General features: G+C 76.2%; 3 protein-coding genes and 1 pseudogene. 1 reads left to right on the top strand and 3 read right to left on the bottom strand.

Going from position 1 to position 6,879, the window contains the following annotated elements:
* Positions 1 to 519 precede the first annotated feature (519 nt).
* Positions 520 to 1,875 (bottom strand): annotated as a pseudogene (locus tag RKE29_RS26685) (diaminobutyrate--2-oxoglutarate transaminase family protein); the annotation flags it as partial.
* A 239-nt stretch (positions 1,876 to 2,114) separates the two neighbouring features.
* On the opposite strand from RKE29_RS26685, the gene RKE29_RS26680 reads away from it, so the two are divergent.
* Positions 2,115 to 3,329, top strand: a complete 1,215-nt coding sequence (locus tag RKE29_RS26680) for a hypothetical protein (protein ID WP_312008219.1) — start codon at positions 2,115 to 2,117, stop codon at positions 3,327 to 3,329.
* A 228-nt stretch (positions 3,330 to 3,557) separates the two neighbouring features.
* On the opposite strand, the gene hflX is transcribed toward RKE29_RS26680, so the two are convergent.
* Together hflX and RKE29_RS26670 are read right to left on the bottom strand one after the other, a co-directional pair.
* Positions 3,558 to 5,066 carry a GTPase HflX gene (hflX, locus tag RKE29_RS26675; RefSeq protein WP_312008217.1) on the bottom strand — a complete coding sequence of 503 codons (1,509 nt, stop codon included), beginning with the start codon at positions 5,064 to 5,066 and terminating at the stop codon, positions 3,558 to 3,560.
* A 237-nt stretch (positions 5,067 to 5,303) separates the two neighbouring features.
* Complete coding sequence (locus RKE29_RS26670; protein ID WP_312008221.1) at positions 5,304 to 6,788, bottom strand: M1 family metallopeptidase; 1,485 nt, start codon at positions 6,786 to 6,788, stop codon at positions 5,304 to 5,306.
* Positions 6,789 to 6,879: the final 91 nt, after the last annotated feature.

The raw sequence follows: 6,879 nt of genomic DNA, 5'->3' as shown, positions 1-6,879 counted from the left end.
GGCCGGGGCGCGGCAGGGCGGCGGCCGCTGTCGCGCCGGGGCGTCCCGGCCTCTTTGGGACCGGGAGTCCCGGCAGGTCCGGACGCGCCGGTCCCGGCGCGCCCAGGCCGGTGCGGGCCGGTCCGCACGCGCGTCGGACCGGCGCCTGGCCGGTACGGGCCCCCCGGGCGGCTGCCCGCGGCATCGGCGTCACTCGCGCTCCCCGGCCCCGCACGCGCACGGGCCCCGGCCCGAGGCACCCGGCAGCGGCTCCGGCCCGGGGCTGTCGGGCACCACCGCGCCGGAGATCTGCTCCGGTCCCCGGCCGCCCGTGGCCAGGCCGCGGTCCGCAGCCGCGCCGCTCTCCGGCAGCGGCTCCCATCCCGCCTCGTCCGGCCCCGGGCCGTCCGCAACCGCCCCGCCGTCCGCAACCGGATCCCGCACCCCGCCGCCGACCGCAGAGCCGCCGACCACCCCGCAGCCGACCACGGAGCCGCCGACCACCGGACCGCCGCACGCCGCGCCCACGGCCGTACGTGACGCCGCCTCGACCGCGTCCACCAGCCGGTCCAGGACCGCCTCGGCCTGCTCGTCGGTGAGCGTCAGCGGCGGCAGCAGGCGGACCACGCTCGCGTACCGCCCGCCGACCTCCACGATGAGGCCGCGGCGCAGGCACTCCCGCTGGACCGCGTCCGCCAGCGCGGGTGCCGCGGGCGGCGGACCGACCGGGCCGCCCTCGGCCGCCACGAACTCGACACCGATCATGAGCCCCCGGCCCCGCACCTCCCCCACCCGCCCGAGCGGGCCGCCCGCCCGACCCGCCCCCGTGAAGTGCCGCCGCAGCCGCGCGAGCATGCGGTCGCCCAGCTCGGCGGCCCGCTCGGCGAGGCCGTGGCGCCGTACGTACGCGAGAGTGGCGGCGCCCGCGGCCATCGCCAGCTGGTTGCCCCGGAAGGTGCCCGCGTGGGCGCCGGGCCTCCAGGTGTCGAGGTCGTCGCGGTACACGACCACGGCGAGCGGCAGGCTCCCGCCGATGGCCTTGGACATCACCATCACGTCGGGCACCACGCCGCTGTGCCCGACGGCCCAGAAGGCGCCGGTGCGCCCGACGCCGGTCTGGATCTCGTCCGCGATCAGGGGAACACCGCGGGCCGCGGTGAGGGAGCGCATCCGGCGCAGCCAGCCGTCCGGCGCCGGGATCACGCCGCCCTCGCCCTGGACCGGTTCGAGGATCAGGCCCGCCGGGGTGCTCGCGCCGCTTCTGGGGTCGTCCAGCACCGTCTCCGCCCAGCGCGCCGCCAGCTCCGCGCCGCGCTCGCCGCCCACCCCGAACGGGCAGCGGTAGTCGTACGGATACGGCAGGCGCGTCACCGCGGACTCCGGGGCGCCGCCGGAGGCCGCCAGCGCGCCGGCCGTCAGGCCGTGGTGGGCGCCGGTGAAGGCGAGCACCCCGCGGCGCCCGGTGGCCGCCGCGACCAGCCGCAGCGCGGTCTCGACCGCGTCCGTGCCCGCGGGCCCGCAGAACCGGACGCGCGCGCGGTCGGCCAGCGCGCGCGGCAGCGTGGTGAACAGCTCGTCGGTGAACGCGTCCCTGACCGGCGTGGCCAGGTCCAGCACCTGCAAGGGCGCGCCGGAGTCGAGCACGGACCTGATGGCCTCCAGCACCACCGGGTGGTTGTGCCCGAGGGCCAGCGCGCCCGCGCCGGAGAGGCAGTCCAGGTAGCGGCGGCCGTCGGCGCCCTCGATGGTCACGCCCCGGGCGCGGACCGGCACGATGGGCAGGGCCCGGGCGTACGTGCGCGCGGCGGACTCGCGCAGCGACTGGCGCCGCAGGATGCCCTGGGCACGGTCGTGCGGCGCGGGCGGTACCGTCGGGGGGAGCTGGGTCACGGTCATGACGCTCGGTCCTCCTGCCTGGCTGGGGCGCCTCGCGGCTGTCCCTCGTACGTACCAACGACGCGGCGGGCGTCGGATCACGGGCGGACGGAAGATCCTTGGCGGCCGGGAACCGCGGACCCGCCTGCCGCCGTCGTAGGCGGCACCGGCATAGTGGGGGCCGCACCTCGCCGGGGTGGTCCGTGCCGGCAGCAGTGCAGGCAGCAGTCAGTCAGCGCAGTTCAGGGGGAGTTCCGCCCATGCCATCGAATCGCCTGTCCGCCCTCCGCCGCCGCCCGCGGCGCCCGGCGCCCGGCGCCCGCCGCCGCTCCCCCGCCCTGGCCGCCGCCGCGATCGCGGGCGTGCTGGCGCTGACGGCCACCGCGTGCGACTCCGGAGGGGGCGACGGCGGTTCCGCGCCGTCGGGCTCCGCGGACCAGCGGGAGATCAGCCTGCCGGACCTGAACGACAAGCTGAAGGAACTCGGCGTCGACCTCGACAAGTGGAAGAACGGCGGGTGGCGGAACTGGGACCGGGACCAGTGGCTGCGCGAGGCCGAGGACTTCATCAACCCGATCATCGAGGGCCTGTGGAAGCCGGACCGGATGAAGGAGGCCCGCGACCCGGACGAGCCGGTCCCCGGTGACGTGGCCGACGACCAGGGCGTCACCGACCCCGAGCCGCGGCCGGTCACGGCCGCCCGGGTCGACCGCCCCTACAGCGCGCACGTCCCGGTGGCGGGCAAGGTCTTCTTCGACGGGCCCAAGGGGTCGATGGTCTGCTCCGCGACCGTCGTGACGGACCCGGCGCACCCCGGCACGTCGAACATGGTGTGGACGGCGGGCCACTGCGTGCACGCGGGCTCGGGCGGCGGCTGGTACAAGAACGTCGCCTTCGTCCCCAACTACAACGACGCGGGCCTGACCGGCCAGGCCCTGGACGACGCGACCCGGGAGCAGCTGGCGCCGAAGGGCGTGTGGTGGGCCGACTGGGCGCAGACCTCCCAGCAGTGGATCGACACGGGCGCGTCGGTGGGCGGCAAGGGCGCGCCGTACGACTTCGCCGTGCTGCACGTCAAGCCGGAGGGAAGCGGGGGGAAGTCGCTGGAGGAGACGGTCGGCGGGGCGCTGCCGGTAAACTTCCAGGCCCCGGCCGTGCCGTCCATCAGGTCCATGACCGCGACGGGCTACCCGGCCGCGCCGCCGTTCGACGGCCAGCAGCTCTACCAGTGCTCGGACAAGCCGGGCCGGCTGTCCCTGGACGCGTCGCAGCCGACCATGTACCGCGTCGGCTGCACGATGACCGCGGGGTCCTCGGGCGGCGGCTGGGTGACGACCGGCTCGGACGGCAAGCCGGCGCTGGTGTCCAACACCTCGATCGGCCCGGCGAACGCCACCTGGCTGGCGGGCCCGCACCTGGGGACCGAGGCGAAGAGCCTGTACGACGCGGTGAGCCGGAAGTTCGCCGGCCGATGACGAGGCCGCACGCCTGAGACACCCGCCGGAGACGGCACGGCCCCGGTCCCGCCCTTTGAGGCGGGCCCGGGGCCGCATGACTTCGGTCGTCGGGACGGTCCCGCGCACGGCCCGGCGTGCGGACCGTACGGACCCCGGACGGCGGCCCGGCGGGAGCCCGTACGGACCGCACGCCCGCGGCCGACGCCGTCCCGCCCCCTCAAGCAGGGCGAGACCAGCGCCCGCGGGTCAGCGCTGCGCGTCTGCCGGGGCGTACGCCCGCAGCTCGGCCGCCAGCTCCTCGTGCACCCGCGCCTTGAGCAGCGTGCCCTCCGGGGTGTGCTCCTCGGAGATCACCTCCCCTTCGGCGTGCGCCCGGGAGACCAGGGCGCCCCGGGTGTACGGCACGAGCGCCTCGACCTCGACCGCCGGGCGCGGAAGCTCGGCGTCGATCAGGGCCAGCAGCTCGTCGATGCCCTCGCCGGTGCGCGCCGAGACGGCGATCGCGCGCGGCTCGGCGCGCAGCAGCCGCTGGAGGACCAGCGGGTCGGCCGCGTCGGCCTTGTTGATCACCACGATCTCGGGCAGGCCGGCCGCGCCCACGTCGGTGATCACCGTGCGCACGGCGGCCAACTGCTCCTCCGGCACCGGGTGCGAACCGTCCACCACGTGCAGGATCAGGTCGGACTCGGCGACCTCCTCCATGGTGGAGCGGAACGCCTCGACCAGGTGGTGCGGCAGGTGCCGCACGAACCCGACGGTGTCCGCGAGGGTGTACAGCAGGCCGCTGGGCGTCTCGGCCCGGCGCACGGTCGGGTCGAGGGTGGCGAACAGCGCGTTCTCCACCAGGACGCCCGCGCCGGTGAGGCGGTTGAGCAGCGAGGACTTGCCCGCGTTGGTGTACCCGGCGATGGCGACCGAGGGGACCTTGTTGCGCTTGCGCTCCTGCCGCTTGAGCTCGCGGCCGGTGCGCATCTCCGCGATCTCCCGGCGGGCCTTGGCCATCTTCTCGCGGATGCGCCGCCGGTCGGTCTCGATCTTGGTCTCACCGGGGCCGCGGGTGGCCATGCCGCCGCCCGCCGACCCGGAGCCGCCGCCGCCCATCTGACGGGACAGCGACTGACCCCAGCCGCGCAGCCGGGGCAGCATGTACTGCATCTGGGCGAGCGAGACCTGGGCCTTGCCCTCGCGGGACTTGGCGTGCTGGGCGAAGATGTCGAGGATCAGGGCGGTGCGGTCGACCACCTTGACCTTGACGACGTCCTCCAGGTGGATGAGCTGGCCGGGGCTCAGCTCACCGTCGCACACCACGGTGTCGGCGCCGGTCTCCAGGACCAGGTCGCGCAGCTCCTCGGCCTTGCCGGAGCCGATGTACGTGGCCGGGTCCGGCTTGTCGCGGCGCTGGATGACGCCGTCGAGCACGACCGCGCCGGCGGTCTCGGCCAGCGCGGCCAGCTCCGCCAGGGAGTTGTCCGCGTCCTTGACCGTGCCGGACGTCCACACGCCGACCAGCACCACACGCTCCAGCCGGAGCTGGCGGTACTCGACCTCGGTGACGTCCTTGAGCTCGGTGGACAGGCCCGCGACACGCCGCAGCGCCGCCCGCTCGGAGCGGTCGAACTGGTCGCCGTCGCGCTCCTGGTCGGTCTCCTGGCTCCAGGCGACGTCCTCTTCCATCAGGGCGTCGGCCCGAAGGCCCTCGGCGAGTCGCTGCTGCCGGTCTCGCGAAACCTGCGGAAGGGGAGAGGAAGAGGTCAAAGGATTCCTTACGTCGTGGGTGTCCGCCCTGACTGACGCGGTCTGCGTGACCAGGTCAGGACGGCCTGCGTGCCGCGTGCCCGCCCGCCGGAACCGCGGTTCCGGCGCAGGTCCGGCGCGGGCGGGCCGCCGGCACGCGGACGGCTCGCAGTGGGTACAACGCGCGCGGTGCCCGGGGGATTCCCCGGCCGGCCGCGCCGCCGGCACCTCGATGGTGGCATGCCCCCACCCACCGCGTCATCCAGGTTTTCCCGGGTTTCCCGGGCTTTTCGCCCCAAGAGCCGCACGCCGCGCGGCGGACCGCCACTCCGGGTGCCCCGGCATGGGCGGGGTGTGCCGCCCGTACAGCCACGGGTGCAGGAAGCCCGCCAGGTCGCGGCCCGCCACCCGGCTCGCCAGCCGTACGAAGTCGCCGGTGGAGGCCACCGAGTCGCGGTGCCGGCGCACCCAGGCCCGCTCCAGGCGCTCGAAGGCGGCGGCGCCGATCTCCTCGCGCAGCGCGTACAGCACCAGGGCCCCGCCGTCGTAGACCGTGGGCCGGAAGATGCCGATGTGCCGGCCGGGAGGGCCCGGTTCGGGGGCGGCGGGCGGTCCGCCGTCGGCGCGCCAGGTGTCGGAGTGCGCGTAGGCCGCGCGCATCCGCCGCGCCAGCGGCCGGCCGCCCCGCTCCTGCGCGTACAGCGCCTCGTACCAGGTCGCGTGGCCCTCGTTGAGCCACAGGTCGGACCAGGTGCGGGGGGTGACGCTGTCCCCGAACCACTGGTGCGCCAGCTCGTGCACCATGACCGAGTCCACGTACCACTCGGGGACCTTCGGCGTGGTGAACAGGCGGTGCTCGAAGAGGGACAGGGTCTGCGTCTCCAGCTCGAAGCCGGTGGTGGCGCGGGCGATGAGCAGCCCGTAGGTCTCGAACGGGTACGGGCCGCCCGTCTTGTCCTCCATCCAGGCGAGCTGGTCCGGGGTGCGGGCCAGCCAGGGCGCCAGCCGCTCCCGGTCGGCGGCGGGCACCACGTCGCGCAGCGGCAGCCCGCCCGGGCCCGTGCCGCGCACGACCGCCGAGCGGCCGATGGAGACCTGGGCCAGTTCGGTCGCCATGGGGTGCAGGACGCGGTACTCCCAGGTGGTGCGCGCCCCGTGCCGCTCGCGGCCCACCGGCACGCCGCCCGCGACGACCGTCAGGTCCCGGGGCGCGGTGACGTGGAAGGTGAAGCGCGCCTTGTCCGACGGGTGGTCGTTGCAGGGGAAGACGCGGTGGGCGGCGTCGGCCTGGTTGGCCATGGCGAGGCCGTCGAGGGTGCGGATCCAGCCGCCGTCGCCGCTGTCGGAGCCGCCCGGCAGCCCGCGCGGGTCGCTGGTGTGGCGGACGGTGACGCGGAACGGCTCGCCGGGCAGCATCGGCCGCCGCGGCGTGACGACCAGGTCCTCCCCGGCCCGCGCGAAGGCGGCGCGGCGGCCGTCGACGGCCACGGACCGCACGGTCCCGCCCGCGAAGTCCAGGTTGAGGCTGTGCAGCACGCCCGTGGCCCGGGCGTCGACGCGGGTGACGGCGTCCAGCGGGCGGTCGCCGCCGCGGTAGTCGAGGTCGATGTCGTACGCGGCGACGTCGTAGCCGGGGTTGCCCAGGTGCGGGAAGAGGCGGTCGCCGATGCCCAGCGGCTCGGGGGCGGGAGGGGCGGCCCCGGACGGCGCCGACGCGGCGGACGCCACCGCGGCCAGCGCCAGGGCGGCGGCCAGCAGGGCCGGCCGACGGCGGAGGCGGGAGGGGAGCAGGCGGCGCAGCGGCCCGGGGAGCGCCCAGGACGGGCGGCGGCCG

The organism is Streptomyces sp. B1866, assembly GCF_031932565.1.
Taxonomy (GTDB): Bacteria; Actinomycetota; Actinomycetes; order Streptomycetales; family Streptomycetaceae; genus Streptomyces.
This window is presented reverse-complemented; position numbering and strand designations above follow the sequence as displayed.

Excerpts from the sequence above, each read along its gene's own strand:
- RKE29_RS26680 (WP_312008219.1), top strand. The coding sequence starts at position 2,115 with ATGCCATCGAATCGCCTGTCCGCCCTCCGCCGCCGCCCGCGGCGCCCG.